This window comes from Pseudomonas sp. GCEP-101, assembly GCF_025133575.1.
In the GTDB taxonomy this organism is placed as follows: domain Bacteria; phylum Pseudomonadota; class Gammaproteobacteria; order Pseudomonadales; family Pseudomonadaceae; genus Pseudomonas; species Pseudomonas nitroreducens_B.
In genome coordinates, this window is record NZ_CP104011.1 from 5,244,760 (window position 1) to 5,263,201 (window position 18,442).

An 18,442-nucleotide genomic window follows, 5' to 3' on the forward strand; every position below is an offset into this window, starting at 1 on the left:
GGAGCGGACTGCGTCCGCGATCATCATCCGGCCCTCGCGGGCCGGACCGTTACGCCATCAGAACGCGAAGCACGAACAGCCGAACGCGCCCCAGAAGCCCTGGAAGTCGCTCACCGGCACGCTCGACTGGCGTGCCCGCTCGTGGCTGTGGCCATGCACGCCGCAGGAGCCGACGCACTGGTGCACAGCCTGCTGCAGCGGCGCCTGCGGCCGCCAGTGGCCGGGGACCTTGGCCACCGGCGACCACTCCGGCACCACCGGGATGCTCGGCGGAGCCAGCTTGTCGAACTCGCGCTCGCCGTGGACGATCTTGCCGCCCACCACGGTGAGCACCGACTCGATGGTCTTGATGGCCTCTTCCTCGACGCTGAAGAAGTCCTCCGAGAGCACCGCCAGGTCCGCCAGCTGGCCGGCCTTGAGCATGCCCTTCTTGCCCTGCTCGCTGGAGAACCACGCGCTGCCGTGGGTGAACAGCTGGATCGCCACCTCGCGGGACAGGCCCTCGGGATAGAGGCTCAGGCCGCCGACGGTCTTGCCGCTGACCATCCAGTACAGCGACGTCCAGGGGTTGTAGCTGGACACGCGGGTGGCGTCGGTGCCGGCGCCCACCGGCACGCCTTCGGCCAGCATGCGCTTGATCGGCGGCGTAGCCTCCGCGGCCTGCTTGCCGTAACGGTCGACGAAGTATTCGCCCTGGAAGGCCATGCGGTCCTGGATGGCGATGCCGCCGCCCAGGGCGCGAACGCGCTCGATGTTCTTCGGTGTGATGGTCTCGGCGTGGTCGAAGAACCACGGCAGGCCGTTGAACGGGATATCCCGGTTGACCTTCTCGAACACATCCAGCATGCGCGAGATCGACTCGTCATAGGTCGCATGCAGGCGGAACGGCCAGCGCTGCTCCACCAGGTGGCGCACCACCGGCTCCAGCTCGGCCTCCATGGTGCCGGGCAGGTCCGGGCGCGGTTCGAGGAAGTCCTCGAAGTCCGCCGCCGAGAACACCAGCATCTCGCCGGCGCCGTTGTGCCGCAGGAAGTCGGTGCCCTGGCCGTAGGTCACGCTGGAGGTCCAGTTCCTGAAGTCGGCCAGCTCTTCCTTGGGCTTCTGGGTGAACAGGTTGTAGGCGATGCGCACGGTGAGCTGGTCGGCGTCGGCCAGTTGCTGGATCACCTGGTAGTCGTCCGGGTAGTTCTGGAAGCCGCCGCCGGCGTCGATCACGCTGGTCAGGCCCAGGCGGTTCAGCTCGCGCATGAACTGACGGGTCGAGTTGACCTGGTATTCCAGCGGCAGCTTCGGCCCCTTGGCCAGGGTCGCGTAGAGGATCATCGCGTTGGGGCGGGCGATCAGCATGCCGGTGGGTTCGCCGTTGCTGTCGCGGACGATCTCGCCGCCGGGCGGGTTCGGCGTGTCCTTCGTGTAGCCGACGACGCGCAGCGCGGCGCGGTTGAGCAGCGCGCGGTCGTAGAGGTGGAGGACGAACACCGGGGTATCCGGCGCGGCCTTGTTCAGCTCTTCGATGGTCGGCAGGCGGCGTTCGGCGAACTGGAATTCGTTCCAGCCGCCGACCACCCGCACCCACTGCGGCGACGGTGTGCGCTGGGCCTGCAGGCGCAGCATCTCCAGCGCGTCGGAGAGCGACGGCACGCCCTCCCAGCGCAGTTCGAGGTTGTAGTTCAGGCCGCCACGGATCAGGTGCAGGTGGGAGTCGTTGAGGCCGGGAATGACAGTACGGCGATTGAGGTCGACCAGTTGGGTGGAGGCGTCGCGGTAGGCCATGGCCTGGGCGTCGCTGCCGACGACCAGGAACTTGCCGTCGGCGATGGCCACCGCGGTGGCGTGCGGACGCTCCGGGTCGACGGTGTGCAGCTTGCCGTTGAACAGGATCAGGTCTGCGTTGCGCTCTGCATTGCTCATGTTCGCGACCCTCAGCGTTGCAGGAAGGCCAGCAGGTCTTCGTTGAGTTGCTGCGCGTGGGTGACGGCGAAGCCGTGGGGCGCACCGGCGTAGACCTTCAGCTCGGCGCCCGGGATCTGCTCGGCGGCCAGCTTGCCGGTGGTTTCGAACGGCACGATCTGGTCGTCGTCGCCATGGATCACCAGGGTCGGCACGTCGACCTTGTCCAGGTCCGCGCGGAAGTCGGTTTCCGAGAAGGCGCCGACGCAATCCACGGTGCCCTTGAGCGAGGCCAGCAGGGCGATGTTGAGGGTCTGGGTGAGCACGCCGTCGGAGACTTTCTGGCCGTGATTGATGCCATAGAACGGCGCGGCGAAGTCGGCGATGAACTGCGCGCGGTCCTGCAGCAGGCCGGCCTTGATGCCGTCGAACACCGAGCCGGCGACGCCCTGCGGGAAGTCGGCGGCCTTGCCGAAGATCGGCGTGACGGCGCCCAGCAGCACCAGGCCGGCGACGCGGGAGGTGCCGTGGCGGCCGATGTAACGGCTGACGTCCCCGCCGCCCATGGAGAAGCCGACCAGGGTAACGTCACGCAGGTCCAGGTGCTCGATCAGGCCGGCGATGTCATCGGCGAAGGTGTCGTAGTCGTAGCCGTTCCACGGCTGGCTGGAACGGCCGAAACCGCGACGGTCGAAGGCGATGGTGCGGTAGCCGCGGCTGCTCAGGTACTGCATCTGGTATTCCCACATGTCGCCGTCCAGCGGCCAGCCGTGGCTGAACAGCACGGGTTTGCCGCTGCCCCAGTCCTTGTAGTAGATCTCGGTGCCGTCTCGGGTTACGAAAGTGCTCATGGAAACTCCTCTGCCTGCCATGCAGGACGATGTGGGAACGGACGCCAACCGGGGCGCCGCGGGAGGGGAAAATCAATCGGCGTTGAGCCAGCCGGCGCAGCGACGGGTCACCCAGGGCATGATCAGGTAGACCACCGGGAGGACGATGCACAGGGTCACCAGCAGGTTGCTCGGCACCACCCCGGCCAGCACCGGGAAGCGTTCGAACGCCGGTCCCCAGAGCGGCGGAATGACCATGGTCAGCGGGCTGATCACCAGATAGGTGAGCAGCGCCTGCTTCCATTTCGGCGGCTGGCGCACATTGCCGTGCTCGGGGGTGAACCAGAACTCGGCGTCGTTGTGGATCAGCGGGTGGTCGCCCTCTTCCAGCAGCGGCGAGACTTCGTCGATCAGCTGGGCGCGCTCGGGGGAGTCGATCCAGGCCTGCAATTGCGCCGCGGCGGCGAAGCGCACCACGGTGGTGTACATCGCGCCCTCGCCGTCGGGGCGGATCACGTTCACGCCCAGGTGCCCCGGCTGCCGGCGCGCGGCAGCGACGGTGCGGCGCAGCCAGGTTTCATAGCGGGGCAGCGCTTCGCAACGCACCTTGTGGTGGACCACCAGCGTCACCACGCTGTTCAGATCGATGGTTTCGGCGCTCATGGGGGTCCCGGACGCGTGATGGAAGTCCGCTCACTATGGCGACGGGATCGGCCGGTCTATTGGACGCATGTGCTGGATAGGTGGATGCGCGGGCGGCCTGGATAGCACCGCCGCGGCTTTGTGTAGGAGCGGGCCATGCCCGCGATCGCGCGCATCGCGCGCTCCTACCGGGGGAATACCGGCGCAGGGTGGTTCGCGAGCAAGCTCGCTCCTACGAAGAGCGCCACCTGCCGCGCGTCTATCCGCGTTTGCCGAATGCCTCGTTCCGCCGGTGGCCTGGATAGCGCCGCGGCTTTCTGTAGGAGCGGGCTATGCCCGCGATGGCGCGCATCGCGCGCTGCTGCCGGAGGAATACCGGCGCTGGGCGGTTCGCGAGCAAGCTCGCTCCTACGAAGAGCGCCACCTGCCGCGCATCTATCCGCGTTTGCCGAATGCCTCTTTCCGCCGGTGACTGCACGGTGGATCGCGGGCATGGCCCGCTCCTACAAGGGACGTGCGGCGGTGTAGGAGCGGACTCCGTCCGCGATGGTGTCCGGCGCGAGGCGGACCTGTCGCGGACGCAGCCCGCTCCCGCCAGGCAACGGAACACTCACGCGGCGCTGATGGCGAGGTCCGGCGGGGACACCTGGCGTATGTAGGCGCGTGCCGTGTGCGGCACGCGGTAGCGCACCTCGCACTCGCCCTGCTCCACCCACAACAGCGATTTGTCCGCCAGTTGCCGCACGGCGGCGAACACGCTGTCGCGGCACCAGCGCTGGTCGTCCAGCGAGGCGACCGCCACGTCCAGGGTGAAGCCGTCGGCCATTTGCGCCAGCAGCCCGAGGCAGCGCTGTTCAGCGCTGTCGAGCAGGCGATAGCTCCAGTCGTAGGTCGCGCGCAGGCTCTGCTGCCGCGCCGGGGCGGTGCGGCGGCCGGGCATCAGCAGTTGCAGGGGGGTATCGAGCAGCGCCGGCAGGCCGGCGAGGCCGAGGATGCCCACCTGCCGCGCGGCGATCTCGATGGCCAGGGGAAGGCCGTCCAGGCGCCGGCAGATGTCGATGATGGCGCGCACCTGGCCGGGCTTGAGCTCGAAGCGGTCGCAGACTTCCCGCGCCCGCATGACGAAGAGCTGCACCGCCGAACTACACATGGCCAGCGCCAAGGGCGCATCGTCCTGCGCGGGGACTTCCAGCGGCGGCAGGCGCAGCACGTGCTCGCCCTCGGCGCGCAGCGGCTCGCGGCTGGTGGCCAGGATGCTCAACCCCGGGTGCAGGCGCAGCAGGTGCTCCACCGCCTCGGCGCAGCGTTCGGCGAGGTGTTCGCAGTTGTCCAGCAGCAACAGGGTCGGGTCGAAGGCCGGCTCGCGCAGCAGGATGGCCAGGCTCTGGCTGAGGGAAATGCCGTCCGGGTCGGCTGACAGGTCGAGGAAGTGCACCCGGCTGAACTGCCGGCCCAGTTGTTCGGCGGCGTGGATCGCCAGGGAGGTCTTGCCCATGCCGCCAGGGCCGACCAGGGTCATCAGGCGCGTGGCGGGCATCTGCTTCACCACCCGTTCCAGCAGCGCCTGGCGGCCGACCAGGCCCATCAGCAGCACCGGCAGGTTGCTGCTGCGCACGTCACAGGGCAGCGCGACGGCCTGCACCGGCGCGACCACGGTTTCCACCACGCCGACGAAACCGTACCCGCGCAACGGCACGTTGGCGATGTAGCGCTCGCCGGTGCGGCCTTCGCCGAGGGCGCGGCGCAGCGCGGCGATGTGCACGCGCAGGTTGATCTCCTCGACCACGGTGTCGCCCCAGACTTCGCCGATGATCGTGTCCTTGCCGATGATCTCGCCGGGTTGGCGGATCAGCACCTGGAGAATGTCCAGCGCCCGGCTGCCGATGCGCACCGGGCGATCCCCCTGGAGCAACTGGCGCTTGTAGGGGTGAAACTGGAAGCGACCGAACTGCAGGATGGTCTCGGTGCGGTTTTCCGTGCTTGCGCTCATGTCCTGCTCACGTCGTGGAACTGACGGATCGCTCTACAACGGGGCCTCCAGGCGATCTGGTCAGAACCGAGGTGACGCGCCCCTGATGATTGGTCCGTGTATTTTCCCGTCCCCGTGTGACAGCGCAATTCCTACAGGGGGAAGGATTCGGCCAACTTGGGTGCGCCGGACGGTCAAACGGCGCGAATTGCGGCCCACGGCCATCACGCATAGCCGAATTGCTCGCGGTACTGGCTCGGCGTCATGCCGATCCGCTCGCCAAACACCGTGCGCATGTGCCGGGGGCTACCGAAGCCGCTGCGGCTGGCCACCTGCTTGAGCGGCAGGTCGCTGCTCTCCAGCAGCTTGCGCGCATGGTCGATGCGGGCGCTCTGAACGTACTGCATGGGCGTCATGCTGGTTTCACGCTGGAAAGCGCGGGCGAAGTTGCGCGGGCTCATGGCGACCACTTCGGCCAGGCGGTTGACCGTCAGCGGCTCGTCGATGTGGTCCACCACGTAGGCCTGGGCGCGGGCGATCACCGAGCCGTCGCGCACCACCGACACCAGCAGCGGGCCGAACGGGGTCTGCCCGCCCTGGCGCTTGAGCACCACCAGCAGCACCTTGGCGACTTCCAAGGCGACGTCCTTGCCGTGGTCCTCGGCGACCACCGCCAGCGCCATGTCGATGCCGGCGGTGACGCCGCCGGAGGTGATCAGGTTGCGGTCGATGACGTAGATGCGCTCGGCCTGCACCTGGGTGCGCGGGTACAGCTGCGCCAGGCGTTCAAGGTAATTCCAGTGCGTGGTGCAGCGGTAGCCGTCGAGCAGCCCGGCGGCGCCGAGCAGGAAGGCGCCCGTGCACACCGCGCCATAGCGCTTGGCCGCGCGCGCGGCTGCCGGCAGCCAGGCGTTGAGTGTTGCGTTGTTGCCGTTGTAGGCGCCGGGGCCGCCAGGCACCAGCAGCAGGTCGACACCGGCGGGCAGGTCCGCCAGCGCAAGGTCGGCGCTCATCTTCAGGCCGCTGGAGGCGCGCACGCCCTCGGGCGCCGCGGCCACCGTCAGCAAGCGGTAATGCCGCTCCGGCGGCAGGTAGCGGTTGGCCATGGAGAACACCTCCATCGGCCCGGTCACGTCCAGCGCCAGCACATCGTCGTACAGCACCATGGCCACTGTTTTCATTCGTCTACTCGCACGCAAACGGGGCTTGGCGATCTCGCGTGCCCCGGTATGGGAATTCGTCACTGTACCGACTCGCCGCGCCGGCGAATCGCACGTTTGCATCATTCTGAGCCGCGCGGGCCGAGCACACAGGTCCAATAAATGCCGCGCCGGCGAAACCATAGTTTGCCCATCGAAGCGCCCGGATGGTCCTTGCAGAACTGCAAAACCACCCTGCAAGGCTGTCTGTTCCGCGCCTCGCCGCGTTCGGCAAAGATGTGTCCACGGTTCGCCGCCAAGCGCCGCGGACTCCCAGAACGATCCAGCCGATACCACGTTTCGCCCAACTCAGACATCAGGAAACCCGACCATGACCGCCATCGCCAAAGCCGTTCCCGGCAAGACCCTGCTCAGCCCCACCGACCACACCCTGATCATGATCGACCACCAGTCGCAGATGTCCTTCGCGACCAAGTCCATCGACGCGGTGACCCTGCGCAACAACGCCGCGCTGGTGTCCAAGGCGGCCAAGGAATTCGGCGTTTCCACCCTCCTCACCACCGTCGCCGAGAAGAGCTTCTCCGGCCCGATCTTCGACGAGATCAAGTCGGTCTTCCCCGAACACAACGTCATCGACCGCACCAGCATGAACACCTGGGAAGACCCGCGCATCGCCGTCGAGGTAAACAAGTTCGGCAAGCAGAAGATCGTCCTGGCCGGCCTGTGGACCTCCGTGTGCATCGTCGGCCCGGCCCTGTCGGCCATAGACCAGGGCTTCGAGGTCTACGTGATCGCCGACGCCTGTGGCGACGTGTCCACCGAAGCCCACGAGATGGCCCTGCAACGAATGATCCAGCTGGGTGCCCGCCCGATGACCTCCCTGCAGTACCTGCTGGAACTGCAACGCGACTGGGCCCGCGGCGAAACCTACGATGCGACCGTGAAGACCTCCATCGAGCACGGCGGCGCCTACGGCCTGGGCCTGATCTACGCCAAGACCATGTTCAACGCCAGCGAAGGCCACTGAGCCAGAGCAGTAGAAAGGGGCGGCATTGCCGCCCCTTTTTCATTTCCGGGAAAAACACCATGCCGACCCAAGACCGCTGCGGCGCCCTGGCGCTGCTGTTCATGCGCGTTACCGCCGCCCTGTTGCTGCTCCAGGTGCACGGGCTGCCCAAGCTGCTGCACTGGCACACCGAGTTGCAGCACATCGAAGACCCGTTCGGCCTCGGCGCCGTGCCGACCCTGGCGCTGGCGGTGTTCGCCGAAGTGCTCTGTCCGCTCCTGCTGATCCTCGGCGTCTTCGCCCGTCTCGCCTGCCTGCCGGTGATCGCCGTGCTGCTGGTGGCGCTGCTGTTCGTGCACCCGCAGTGGACGCTGGAAGAAGGCCAGTTCGCCTGGTGGATGCTGATCCTCTTCACCGGCCTGGCGATGGCCGGCCCCGGCCGCTATCGCCTCGCCCTGCCCCGCCTCGCCGCCATGCGCACGGAGGCCTGACCGTGGCCCTCCCCCTGAGAAATGCCCTGCTCCCCTGCGCCCTGGCGCTCGCCTGCGGCCAGGCCCCGGCAGCCGATTGGTCGCTGCTGTCGCGCAACTACTTCCTCGACAACGACTACCGCAGCCCCGGCCCCAACGGCCAGAGCCTGCGCCGCGAATGGGCGCAGGGCTTCATCGGCCGCTTCAGCAGCGACGTTACGCCCGGCACCATCGGCCTGGGCGTCGATGCCCACGCCTTTCTCGGCCTAAAGCTCGACGGCGGGCGCGGCCACGCCGGCACCGGCCTGCTGCCACTGGACAGCGACGGCCGCAGCGAGAGCGAGTACTCCGATGCCGGCGCCGCGCTGCGCCTGGTGCACGAGAAGACCTCCCTCGCCTGGGGCGAGATGGAAGTGGAAACCCCGGTGTTCGACACCGGCGACAAGCGCCTGCAACCCGAGTACGCCACCGGCTGGTTCCTCGACGACCGCAGCCTGACCGGCCTGCGCCTGCAGGCCGGGCGCTTCACCGCCTTCAAGAACCAGGACGCCAGCTCCAGCCACGGCGAGTTCGAAGGCTACGGCGCCAGCACCCGCTTCGGCGGCCTGAGCCTGGCTGGCGCCACCTGGAGCGCGCCCGACGCCAACTGGGGCGGCGCACTCTACGCCAGTCAACTGGACGACGTCTGGCACCAGGCCTACGCCAACCTCAACGGCCACTTCGGTCGCTGGTCGGTGGACGCCAACCTGTACAAGACCGGCGACACCGGCAGCGCCCGCGCCGGCCACATCGACACCCTGGCCTGGAGCCTGCTGGGCAAGGTCGCCCTGGGCAGCCACGCACTGAGCCTCGCCTACCAGAAGATCGACGGCGACACGCCCTTCGACTTCGTCGGCGGCGACTCCATCTACCTTGCCAACTCGATCAAGTACGCCGACTTCAACGGCCCCGGCGAACATTCCTGGCAGGCACGCTACCAGTGGGACGGCGCCAGCGCCGGCCTCGCCGGCCTGACCCTCTCTACGCGCTACGTGCGCGGCAGCGGCATCGATGGCACCCACGCCCCCTGCGGCGGCGCCTACAACCCGATGCAGGGCGGCACCTGCCAACCCGTCTATGGCGACAGTGGGCATCACTGGGAGCGCGACCTGGACGTACGCTACGTGGTGCAGTCCGGCCCGGCCAAGGACCTGGCGCTGAGCGTCGCCCAGGTCTCGCACCGCGCCAACGACGCCCAGGGTGGAGCGGACATCGATCGCCTCTACGTGATCATCGAATACCCGCTCAAGGGTGTGTTCTGAAGGAGCCAATAGACATCCGGACCTGTAGGAGCGAGCTTGCTCGCGAACCCGCTTCACGCCGGCCATTCCTGGTGCAAGGCGTTCGCGAGCAAGCTCGCTCCTACAGGAAGGTCGACGCGTCAGCCGCGCGCCGGCTCACCGGCCCGCGGCGCCGCGCTGGACAGCAGCGCCAGCTCCATCAGCACCGCCAGCACGATGGCGCCGGCCGCCACGGCGAAGAGCAGCGCGTAATGCCCGTGGCTGGCACTGAAGAGCGCCGAATAGGCGTAGCCGGCGATGGCCTGGAAGCTGGCGAAGGACACCGTCGCGCGGCTCCAGGTGGCGTTCTGCGCGGCATGGCCGGGCACCAGTTGGTGAACCCGCGCCAGGGCCAGCGGCACGATGCCCGGCGGGAACGAGCCGATCACCACGCTCGCCACGCCCAGCAGGCGCAGGTCGGTAGTTTCCAGCAGCAGGCCGAGGGCGAACAGTTGCGCCACCAGTACCAGCCGAATCGCCGCCCGCGCGCCCAGGTGATCGGCGAGGAAGCCATACACTACCGGGCCGACGATGGCGCCGACGCCGTACAGCGTCCACACCAGCGCGCCGCCGTGGGTGCCGGCGCCGAGGCCCCGGGCGACGTAGTCCACCAGGAACATCATCGGCGCCACCAGCGCGGCGGCCATCAGCGCGTACTGGGCGAACAGCACGTAGACGCCAGCCGAGGCGCGCGGCGCTTCGATGGGGTGCGTCTGGGCATGGGCGTGCTCCTGCGGCCAGCCGGACCAGCTGCTCAGGCTCAGCAGCAGCGCCAGCGCACCCAGACCGAGCCAGGTCTGCACCAGCCCGAAGGCCAGCAGCAACGGTACCAGCGTGCCGGAAGCGGCGATGCCCAGGCCGATGCCGAGGAAGATCGCGCCACTGGCCAGCCCGCGCCGATTGGCCGCCACGTGGGGCAGGATGGTGCTGGCGGCCAGCACCATGATCACCCCGCCGGACACGCCCGACACCAGGCGCCAGAAGAAGAACCACGCCTGGTTCAGCGGCCAGGCACAGGCGAAGAACGACAGCGTGACCAGCAGCATCATGCCGCGCAGCACCGTGGCGCTCGACCAGCGCGCCGCCAGCGGGCGCCCGGCCAGCGCGCCGACCAGGTAGCCGGCGAGGTTGGCCGCGCCGAGGTAGACCACCGCGGAGGCGGAGAACCAGTGCGCCTCGATCAGCGCCGGGATCAGTGGCGTGTAGGCGAAGCGCGCCAGGCCGATGCCGACCAGGCTGGCGCACAGGCCCGCCCAGATCGGCAACCAGAGGGAGCCTCGGCTGGCGAGGCGGGAAGCATCGGTGTTCATGACAACCCCTATCGCGCCGTCAGGGCGGCGCCGTTGCGTGGTGATGGGGAAATCATAAAGTGGCGCATCGATGCAGTAATGCAGCGAGTTTTCATGTCACCATTGCGTTTATGCATCACGAGGATTTCGCCATGATGAACTGGGACGATGCCCGCGTATTTCTCGCCCTGTGCCGCGAACAGACGCTGCGCGGCGCCGCCCGCGTGCTGGCGGTGGACCAGGCCACGGTGGGCCGGCGCCTGGCGTCGCTGGAGCGCTCGCTGGAGGCGACGCTGTTCCTGCGCACCTCGGCCGGCTACAGCCTGACCGCCGCCGGCGAGATCGCCATGGCCGCCGCGCAGGCCATGGAATCCTCCGCCGCCGAACTGCAGCGGCAGATCCTCGGCATGGACGATCGCATGAGCGGCGTGGTGCGGGTCACCACCACCGACTCCTTCGCCGCCGACTTCGTCATCCCCGCCGTCGCCACGCTGCACCGCGAGCAACCGGGCATCGAGGTGCAACTGCAGACGTCCACGCAGATGCTCAACCTGGCCAAGCGCGAGGCCGACATCGCCGTGCGCACCCACCAACCGGAAAACCCCGACCTGATCGTCCGGCGGCTGGCGCGCTGGGGTACCGGGCTGTTCGCCTCCGCGCGATACGTCGAGGCGCGGGGCATTCCCGAGGCCGGAAGCGCCTTTGCCGGGCACGACCTGGTGGTCTACCAGCCCTATCTCGACGCGGGCAAGGACGTGTTTCTCGCCGGCGAACCGATCATCCGCGGGCGCATCGCCATGACCTGTACCTCCGGTTTCATGGTCCGCCGCGCGCTCGCCGCGGGCCTGGGCGTGGGCGAACTGCCGCTGCCGCTGGGCGAGGCGGACGGGCTGCTGCGCCTATGGCCGGAACGCCCGCCGCTGCCCTACGACGTGTGGCTGGTAACGCACAAGGACGTACGGCACACGGCGCGGGTGCGCGCGGTGATCGACGCCATCGCGCAGGCGTTCGACGTAGCAACCGCGAGTGCATGAGGGCGTTGCAGGAGCGAGCCGTGGCTGCTCTTCGTAGGAGCGAGCTTGCTCGCGAACGAGTCTCCCGGCCGCTCCGGCGCTAGGCGGTTCGCGAGCAAGCTCGCTCCTACAGGGTCGTGCCCGCGTCTGGCGTCACTGGATGAACGGCACCTTGTCCGCACGCTGGTAGGGCCCGTACACCGCGGGCGCCCAGTTGAACGCCTTGCCGTCGCGAGTGACGTGGCCGATGCCCGGGAACGGCAAGTGCGCGGCGGCGACCCAGGCGCCGTTTTTGGCCAGCGCACTGAACTCGGCGTCGCGGGCCTTCACCGCCTGCTTCGGGTCGGTGTCGAAGCGGATCGCCACTTCGGGATGGGCGAACTGCACGGCGACGTTGTGGATCAGGTCGCCGATGAACACGATGGCGGCACCGTCGGATTCGAAGCGATAGCTGGTGCTGCCCGGCGTGTGGCCGCTGGTGGCTTCGGTCTTCAGTTCCGGGAGCGGCGAAGCCGGCGGCACGAAGCTCTGCAGGCGATGGGCAGCGCGGTACGGCGCCAGGGAATGCTGGGCCACGTCGAAGAACTCGCGGGCCTTTTCCGGCGCCTGGTCGCGGCGCTGCTGGTCCAGCCAGTAGTCCGCCTCGGCCTGCGCCGCATAGACGGTGGCGTTGGCGAACAGCGCCTTGCCCTGCCCGTCCACCAGGCCGCAGACGTGGTCCAGGTGCATGTGGGTGAGCAGGATGCTGTCCACCTGTTCGGGCGCGTAGCCGGCCGCCTTCATGTTCTCCAGCAGGTGCCCGGCGGTGCCGCCGATGCACTGGCCGGCGCCGCTGTCCACCAGCACCAGGTGCTTGCCGGTATTGACCAGGAAGGCGTTGAAGTTGGTCTGCACGCGCTCGCCGTTCATGGCGTCGCGTGCCAGCAGCGCGCGGATGCGTTCGCGGTTCAAGCCCTGCAGCAGCCCCGGCGACAAGTCGTTGTAGCCGTCGTACAGCGCGGTGACTTCGTACTCGCCCACCGCCAGGCGGAAATAGCCCGGCGCCTGGGTTTTCAACGGTGCCGGCGGCTCGGCGCAGGCGAAGGTGGAGACCAGCAGTGCACTGGCCAGGAGCGGAAAGTAGTGGTTGCTACGGGATGCCGGCATGGTCGGCGCCTCCTGGGGAAATGGTGGCGCCATGCTGCCCTGTGTTGGCCGGGCGATTATTGGACGTCTGTGCCGCACGTGCTCGGGGCGTACGGCGTCGTCCTGCCGTAAGCGGCTGCAGGAGCGAGCCTGGCGGCGAACCGCCCGCATCGATGCCTCCGGGTGACGCGGACGTTGTCCGCGGTCGCGGGCAAGCCGAGGTGCTCTTCGTAGGAGCGAGCGTGCTCGCGAACCCACCAAAACGCCGGCCCGGCCGGCGGTTCGCGGGCATGGCCCGCTCCTACAGGTTGGCGCCAATGCCGGGGCTTGCGTAGGAGCGGACCTTGTCTGCGAAGTCCGTCGCGGCGGATATCGGAGTTTCGGGATTTTCCGTCAGTCATCGCCTGGCGGCGAATCGCGGAGAAGCTCCGCTCCTACAAGAGCGCGCGTGCCGCTTTGGCTCTTGACGGTTTCCAGGGAAACATCCGCTCGCGCCCAATGCCCCGTTCAGTTCGTAGGGCGCATAACGCGCCAGCGTTATCCGCCGCAACTAAACCTCTCAGGGCACCGGCGCACTCATGTATTCGACCATCCGCTCGCGCAGCCAGCGCTCGGCCGGGTCGTTGTCGTGGGCGGCGCTCCAGACCAGGGAAAGCTCCGCCGGCTTGATCTCCAGCGGCGGGTCCTCGGCGCGCAGGCAGCTGTCTTCCACCAGGGCACAGGCGGCGTAGTCGGGCACCGTGGCGATCATCTCGGTGTTGCGCAGCAGCGCGCGCAGGCTGCCGAACTGCGGCACGGCGAGAACCACGCGGCGGCGCCGTTCGATGCGCTCCAGGTCCAGGTCGATGGCGCCATTGAGGTCGCCGGAGAACGACACCATCACATGCGGCCGCGAGCAGTATTCATCGAGCGTCAGCGGGCCGGGGCGATCATCGCCGCGCAGTACCTTCACACCGATATCGCGCAGCTTGCGGCGCTTGGCGTTGGCCGGAAGATCCGTGGTGTAGCTGACGCCCGCGGTGATCTCGCCGGAGGACAGCAGCGCCGGCATCAACAGGAAGTTGGCGCGGCGCACCACCACGGTGATGTTCGGCGCTTCCTGCTGCAGGCGCGCCAGCAGCGCGGGGAACAGACCGAACTCGGCGTCGTCGGAAAGCCCCAGGCGGAAGATGTTGCAGCTGGTCTCGGGCTCGAAGGTCTTGGCCCGGCTGACGGCGGCGGAGATCACGTCCATCGCCGGGCGCAGCTCCTCGAAGATGTGCAGCGCCCGGCTGGTGGGTTCCATGGCGCGGCCGGCGCGCACCAGCAGCGGATCGTCGAACAGGTCGCGCAGGCGCGCGAGGGCGGCGCTGACGGTGGACTGGGTGATGAACAGCTTCTCGCCGACGCGGGTGAGGTTCCGCTCCAGCATCAGGGATTCGAAGATCACCAGCAGGTTCATGTCCAGGCGGCGCAGGTCGTTTCGATTCATGGCTGGTCGCTCGGGGCTGTGGGGTGGGCATCTTTGCACAAGACGAGGGCCGCGCCAGTCCATCATCACGCGCGGCGTTTTTCTTGGACGTGTGTGCTCATTTGCCTGCCGTTTGGCCTGCTCCCATTGAGCAACGGATCACCTTGATTTACCTTGGATTTTTACAATTCCGCGGTGGTCTTTCGCCGCCGAGATGACGAGAAGAGAGACACCATGCCCGCACCTGCCCACCAGGTAGCGACCATGCTCGCCCCCCAGACCCATCGCCTGGTACTGCAGCTCATGGAGGAGCTGGAAAATCAGGGAGAAGACCTCCAGCAGGCCAGCCAGCGCCTGTGCCAGCACCTGCTGGAGCATTACCGGATGCCCGAGGCGGGCGACGACGAGCCGGATGCCGGCGGGCGCCTCGCCCTCGCGCCCTGGCAGGAGCGCAAGGCCAAGGCGATACTCGCCGGCTGCCTGCTCAGCCGCCTGTACATCGCCGACGTGGCTGCGCAGTGCGGCATGTCGCGCAGCCATTTTTCCCGCGCGTTCAAGCAGGCCACCGGGCTTGCGCCTCGGGAATGGGCACTGCACCTGCGCATCGACCATGCCCGCGACCTGCTTGCCACTACCGCGAAGCCGATTGCCCAGGTGAGCCAGGCGTGCGGCTTCGCCGACCAGTCGCACTTCTGCCGCAGCTTTCGCAAGCTGGTGGGCTGCACGCCGAATCGGTGGCGCCAGGCCAGCCGGGGGAATAGCGCGGCGGGGCTTTCGTAGGAGCGGACTCCGTCCGCGATTGGCCCCACCCAGGCACCACCTGCAGGAGCTGGCCATGCCTGCGACAGCCCGGGCGCAGGAGCATCGCGGACGGAGTCCGCTCCTGCGTTCAGGCGGGAAGCGGCGTTCGGTGGCAATCGCGGACGTTGTCCGCGGTCGCGGGCATGGCCCGCTCCTACAGGGAGGTCGGTTTTCGTCTGTAGGAGCTGGCCATGCCTGCGACAGCCCGGACGCGGGAGCATCGCGGATGGAGTCCGCTCCTACGCTTAGGCCGACGGCGGCGTTCGGTGGCAATCGCGGACGTTGTCCGCGGTCGCGGGCGTGGCCCGCTCCTACAGGGAGGGCGGTTTTCGTCTGTAGGAGCTGGCCATGCCTGCGACAGCCCGTGTGCTGGAGCATCGCGGACGGAGTCCGCTCCTACGCTCAGGCTGCTGCGTTCGGTAGCGCAGACGTTGTCCGCGGTCGCGGGCATGGCCCGCTTCTACAGGTTTCGAGCAATTCCTACGCCGTTCAGGAAGTGTTCAGTCAAGAATCGAAGAACTTTGAGATATGACAGGTCCGATGTAATCCCTGCCGTCTAGTCTGGGCGCAGTCCTACTTTCCTAACAGGCAGGAGCCGGGAGTCCACGCATGACTGTGCTGCAACCCACCGACGGCAAACCGCAAGGCACCGATCCCACCAGCCCCGACTGGTACCGCAAGAGCGTCGACCAGACCCTGGCCGCTCTGCAGACCAGCGCCGAAGGCCTTTCCCCTGACGACGCCGAGGCACGACTGCTGCGCGTCGGCCCCAACGCGCTGCCGGCCAAGGCGGTCGACCCGCTGTGGCTGCGCTTCGCCAAGCACTTCAACGACGTGCTGATCTACATCCTCCTCGCAGCCGCCGTCGCCACGGCGCTGATGGGCCACTGGACCGACACCCTCGTCATCCTGCTGGTGGCCGTGATCAACGCGGGCATCGGCTTCTTCCAGGAGAACAAGGCGGAGAAATCCCTCGCCGCCCTGCGCGGCATGCTCAGCAGCACGGCCCACGTGGTGCGCAACGGCAAGAAGCTCGAGATCGACGCCGCCCAGCTGGTGCCCGGCGACATCGTCATCCTGCGCCCCGGCGACAAGATTCCCGCCGACGTGCGCCTGTTCGACGTGCACCACCTGCAGGTCGAGGAATCCATGCTCACCGGTGAATCCCTCACCGTGGGCAAGCACGCCGACGCGCTGGACAAGGATGCGCTGCTGGCCGACCGCACCAACCTCGGCTTCTCCGGCACCCACGTCAGCGCCGGCAATGCACGCGGGGTGGTGATCGCGACCGGCCCGGCCACGGAGCTCGGGCGCATCAACAAGCTGATCGCCAATGTCGACGAAAGCGAGACCCCGTTGCTGCGGCAGATCGCCGAGCTGGGCAAGCGCATCTTCCAACTGATCATCGGCATGATGCTGGTGCTCTTCATCATCGGCTTCTTCTGGCACGACTATCCCTTCGGCGAGCTGCTGCTGTCGCTGATCAGCCTGGCCGTGGCCGCCGTGCCCGAGGGCCTGCCGGCCATCGTCTCGATCATCCTGTCGCTGGGCGTGCAGCGCATGGCGCAGAACAAGGCGATCATCCGCAAGCTGCCGACCGTGGAAACCCTGGGCGCCATGAGCGTGATCTGCTCGGACAAGACCGGCACCCTGACCATGAACGAGATGACCGTCAAAAACGTGCTGCTCGCCAACGGTCTCTATGCGGTCGAGGGCCAGAGCTACGAGCCCAGGGGCCGCATCACCTTCGGCAGCACCAGCGATGAGCTGGACTGGTCGCAGCATGCGGCACTGGACGCCTTCATCCGCGCCGTGGACATCTGCAACGACAGCAGCCTGCAACTGAACGACGAAGGCCGCTGGAGCGTGGTCGGCGGGCCCACCGAGGGCGCGCTCAAGGTCCTGGCGCGCAAGGCCAGCCTGCCGGAGGTCGAGTTCCAGAAGTTCGGCAAGATTCCCTTCGACTCCGCCTACAAATACATGGCGCGGCGCTGCGATGTGGCCGGGCAGAGCCTGATCTATCTCAAGGGCGCGCCGGACGTGCTGCTGCGCATGTGCCAGCAGCAGCTCGGCGCCCATGGCGTGGAACCGCTGGACCGCGAGTACTGGGAGCGCGAGATGAGCTTCATCGCCGGGCAGGGCCTGCGCATGCTGGCCGCCGCCTACAAGCCGGTGCAGCCCGATGACGGCGTGATCGACCACGAGGACGTGCAGGACGGCATGATCTTCCTCGGCGTCGCCGGCCTGCTCGACCCGCCGCGCCCGGAGGCCATCGAGGCCATCGCGCTGTGCAAGCGCGCCGGCATCCAGGTGAAGATGATCACCGGCGACCACCCGGACACCGCCGTGGCCATCGCCGGCATGCTCGGCATGGGCAACGACCTGCGCGCCATGACCGGCCAGGAATTGGAGCAGGCCGATGACGCGCAGCTGAAATCCCTCGCCATGCAGTACTCGGTGTTCGCCCGCACCAGCCCCGAGCACAAGCTGCGCCTGGTGCGCGCGCTGCAGGCCAACGAGGAAGTGGTCGGCATGACCGGCGACGGGGTCAACGACGCCCCGGCGCTGAAGCAGGCCGACGTCGGCATCGCCATGGGCATCAAGGGTACCGAGGTGACCAAGGAAGCCGCCGACATGGTGCTCACCGACGACAACTTCTCCACCATCGCCGGCGCCGTGCGCGAAGGCCGCCGGGTCTACGACAACCTGAAGAAGACCGTGCTGTTCATCCTGCCGACCAACATGGCCCAGGGCCTGCTGATCGTCATGGCGATCCTCGCCGGCGCGGTGATTCCCCTGGCGCCGCTGCAGATCCTCTGGATGAACATGGCGACCTCCACCACCCTGTCCTTCGCCCTGGCCTTCGAGCCTGGGGAGCCGGGGATGATGCGCCGGCCGCCGCGTAACGCGAAGGAGTCGATTCTCAATGGCTTCGCGGTCTGGCGGGTGCTGTACGTGGGCGGCCTGCTCACCGGCGCGGCCTTCCTGCTGGAAGCCTGGATGGTCAGCAACGGCCAGGACACCGACCACATCCGCACCATGATCCTGCACACCCTGGTCACCGCGCAGTGGGCCTACCTGTTCAACTGCCGGCTGCAGGAGGAGTTCTCGCTCAACCTCGCGCTGCTGCGCAACGGCGCACTGCTCACCGTGACCCTGGCGCTGATCCTGTTGCAGTGCTTCGTGATCTACGTGCCGTTCATGCAGACCGCCTTCCACACCGTCGCCCTACCCTTCAGCGGCTGGCTGATCTCGCTGGGCATTGGCATCGCGGTGTTCTTCGCAGTCGAACTGGAGAAACTGCTGATCCGCCGCTGGAAGGCCTGGCGGCGGTAGAGCGCAGGGGCGCATGGCTGCTTGCGTCATGCGCCGCATCCCGTGCGACATAGGAGCGGACTGCGTCCGCGATGGTTTTGCCCTCTCCCTGCTCGATCGGAGTGGCGTTGAATCGATCGCGGACGAAGTCCGCTCCTACGTT

At 67.9% G+C, this 18,442-nt stretch carries 14 protein-coding genes; 6 read left to right on the top strand and 8 right to left on the bottom strand.

Annotated elements, in window-relative coordinates; genetic code table 11:
• Window positions 1–57: 57 nt before the first annotated feature.
• The 5 genes from N0B71_RS23660 to N0B71_RS23680 form a co-directional block, all read right to left on the bottom strand.
• Window positions 58–1,911, bottom strand: coding sequence for an amidohydrolase (locus N0B71_RS23660; RefSeq protein WP_259755284.1), 1,854 nt, complete (start codon window positions 1,909–1,911; stop codon window positions 58–60).
• Window positions 1,912–1,922: 11 nt separating this feature from the next.
• Window positions 1,923–2,741 (bottom strand): alpha/beta fold hydrolase, encoded by an 819-nt coding sequence (locus N0B71_RS23665; protein ID WP_259755285.1) that lies wholly within the window; start codon window positions 2,739–2,741, stop codon window positions 1,923–1,925.
• Window positions 2,742–2,813: 72 nt separating this feature from the next.
• Window positions 2,814–3,383, bottom strand: a complete 570-nt coding sequence (locus N0B71_RS23670; protein ID WP_259755286.1) for an antibiotic biosynthesis monooxygenase — start codon at window positions 3,381–3,383, stop codon at window positions 2,814–2,816.
• A 589-nt stretch (window positions 3,384–3,972) separates the two neighbouring features.
• A complete protein-coding gene (locus N0B71_RS23675; RefSeq protein ID WP_259755287.1) occupies window positions 3,973–5,352 on the bottom strand; it encodes an ATP-binding protein in 1,380 nt (459 codons plus the stop codon).
• A 203-nt stretch (window positions 5,353–5,555) separates the two neighbouring features.
• Window positions 5,556–6,512 (bottom strand): GlxA family transcriptional regulator, encoded by a 957-nt coding sequence (locus N0B71_RS23680; RefSeq protein WP_259755289.1) that lies wholly within the window; start codon window positions 6,510–6,512, stop codon window positions 5,556–5,558.
• 349 nt (window positions 6,513–6,861) lie between these two features.
• Between N0B71_RS23680 and N0B71_RS23685 the strand changes: the two genes are divergently transcribed.
• Genes N0B71_RS23685 through N0B71_RS23695 form a run of 3 tightly spaced genes read left to right on the top strand, consistent with a single transcriptional unit; the run spans window position 6,862 to window position 9,268 of the window.
• Complete coding sequence (locus N0B71_RS23685; protein WP_259755291.1) at window positions 6,862–7,518, top strand: hydrolase; 657 nt, start codon at window positions 6,862–6,864, stop codon at window positions 7,516–7,518.
• A 59-nt stretch (window positions 7,519–7,577) separates the two neighbouring features.
• Window positions 7,578–7,988 (top strand): DoxX family protein, encoded by a 411-nt coding sequence (locus N0B71_RS23690; RefSeq protein ID WP_259755292.1) that lies wholly within the window; start codon window positions 7,578–7,580, stop codon window positions 7,986–7,988.
• On the top strand, window positions 7,985–9,268 hold the full coding sequence (locus N0B71_RS23695) for an OprD family porin (protein WP_442964694.1): 1,284 nt from the start codon (window positions 7,985–7,987) through the stop codon (window positions 9,266–9,268). The genes N0B71_RS23690 and N0B71_RS23695 overlap by 4 nt, the downstream gene beginning before the upstream one ends.
• 119 nt (window positions 9,269–9,387) lie before the next feature.
• Here the strand turns inward: N0B71_RS23695 and N0B71_RS23700 are convergent, their stop codons facing one another.
• On the bottom strand, window positions 9,388–10,596 hold the full coding sequence (locus tag N0B71_RS23700) for an MFS transporter (protein WP_259755294.1): 1,209 nt from the start codon (window positions 10,594–10,596) through the stop codon (window positions 9,388–9,390).
• 134 nt (window positions 10,597–10,730) lie between these two features.
• Between N0B71_RS23700 and N0B71_RS23705 the strand changes: the two genes are divergently transcribed.
• Window positions 10,731–11,609, top strand: coding sequence for a LysR family transcriptional regulator (locus tag N0B71_RS23705; protein ID WP_259759668.1), 879 nt, complete (start codon window positions 10,731–10,733; stop codon window positions 11,607–11,609).
• A gap of 132 nt (window positions 11,610–11,741) precedes the next feature.
• Here the strand turns inward: N0B71_RS23705 and N0B71_RS23710 are convergent, their stop codons facing one another.
• Entirely contained in the window at window positions 11,742–12,734 is a 993-nt protein-coding gene (locus N0B71_RS23710) for an MBL fold metallo-hydrolase (protein WP_259755296.1), read from the bottom strand.
• 538 nt (window positions 12,735–13,272) lie between these two features.
• Window positions 13,273–14,184, bottom strand: coding sequence for a LysR substrate-binding domain-containing protein (locus N0B71_RS23715; protein ID WP_259755297.1), 912 nt, complete (start codon window positions 14,182–14,184; stop codon window positions 13,273–13,275).
• Window positions 14,185–14,397: 213 nt separating this feature from the next.
• On the opposite strand from N0B71_RS23715, the gene N0B71_RS23720 reads away from it, so the two are divergent.
• Both N0B71_RS23720 and N0B71_RS23725 read left to right on the top strand, forming a co-directional pair.
• Window positions 14,398–14,943: an AraC family transcriptional regulator gene (locus tag N0B71_RS23720; protein ID WP_259755298.1), complete on the top strand. Its 546-nt coding sequence runs from the start codon at window positions 14,398–14,400 to the stop codon at window positions 14,941–14,943.
• 630 nt (window positions 14,944–15,573) lie between these two features.
• The gene (locus N0B71_RS23725; RefSeq protein WP_259755299.1) at window positions 15,574–18,300 is read left to right on the top strand and encodes a cation-transporting P-type ATPase; all 2,727 of its coding nucleotides are present in this window, start codon (window positions 15,574–15,576) and stop codon (window positions 18,298–18,300) included.
• Window positions 18,301–18,442 lie beyond the last annotated feature (142 nt).